The sequence below is a fragment of the Halomonas sp. 25-S5 genome (genome assembly GCF_029889845.1).
Classification (GTDB): Bacteria; Pseudomonadota; Gammaproteobacteria; order Pseudomonadales; family Halomonadaceae; genus Halomonas.
Window position 1 is genome coordinate 1 of sequence record NZ_JARANV010000092.1, and the last position, 615, is coordinate 615.

Consider the following 615-nt stretch of genomic DNA (forward strand, 5'->3'; position numbering starts at 1 on the left):
CTACAACACCGCCTGGAAGCTCAAGCACAAGCTGCTGCAGGTCATGCACGAGCGCAACCAGGGAGAGAGGCTCTCCGGGCGCATTGAGATCGATGATGCCTACCTGGGCGGTGAGCGGCCCGGAAAGCGCGGGCGCGGCGCTGAGCACAAGTTCCCCTTTGTCGCCGCCGTGCAAACCGATGAGGAAGGCCATCCGCAGCGGGTTCAGCTGCGCCGTGTGAGCGGCTTTACCCTTGACGAGATGCGTCGCTATGCCCAACAGGCCATTGTGCCTGGCAGCCAGGTCATCAGCGACGGCCTCGGATGCTTCAGGGCCTTCGACACGCCTTTCTACGTTCATGACTGCCACATCACAGGCGGTGGGCGTGCCAGTGTGAAGAACCCCGAGTTCAACTGGGTCAACACGGTGCTGGGCAACGTCAAGAACGCGATCACCGGCACCTACCATGCCATCCGCGGGAAACATACCCCACGCTACCTGGCCGAATTCGAGTATCGCTTCAATCGGCGCTATGACCTCAAGGCCATGATCCCGCGGTTTCTCACGGTAGCCGCCCGAACACCGCCGATGCCATACCGGTTCCTGAAGATGGCTGAGCCTTATGCGTAATCAGG

At 61.3% G+C, this 615-nt stretch carries 1 protein-coding gene; it reads left to right on the plus strand.

What is annotated here, in order from left to right:
* Nucleotides 1-610, plus strand: a 610-nt coding sequence (locus OP498_RS18520; RefSeq protein WP_280554826.1) for an IS1595 family transposase, incomplete at its 5' end; no start/stop codon positions are given.
* Nucleotides 611-615 lie beyond the last annotated feature (5 nt).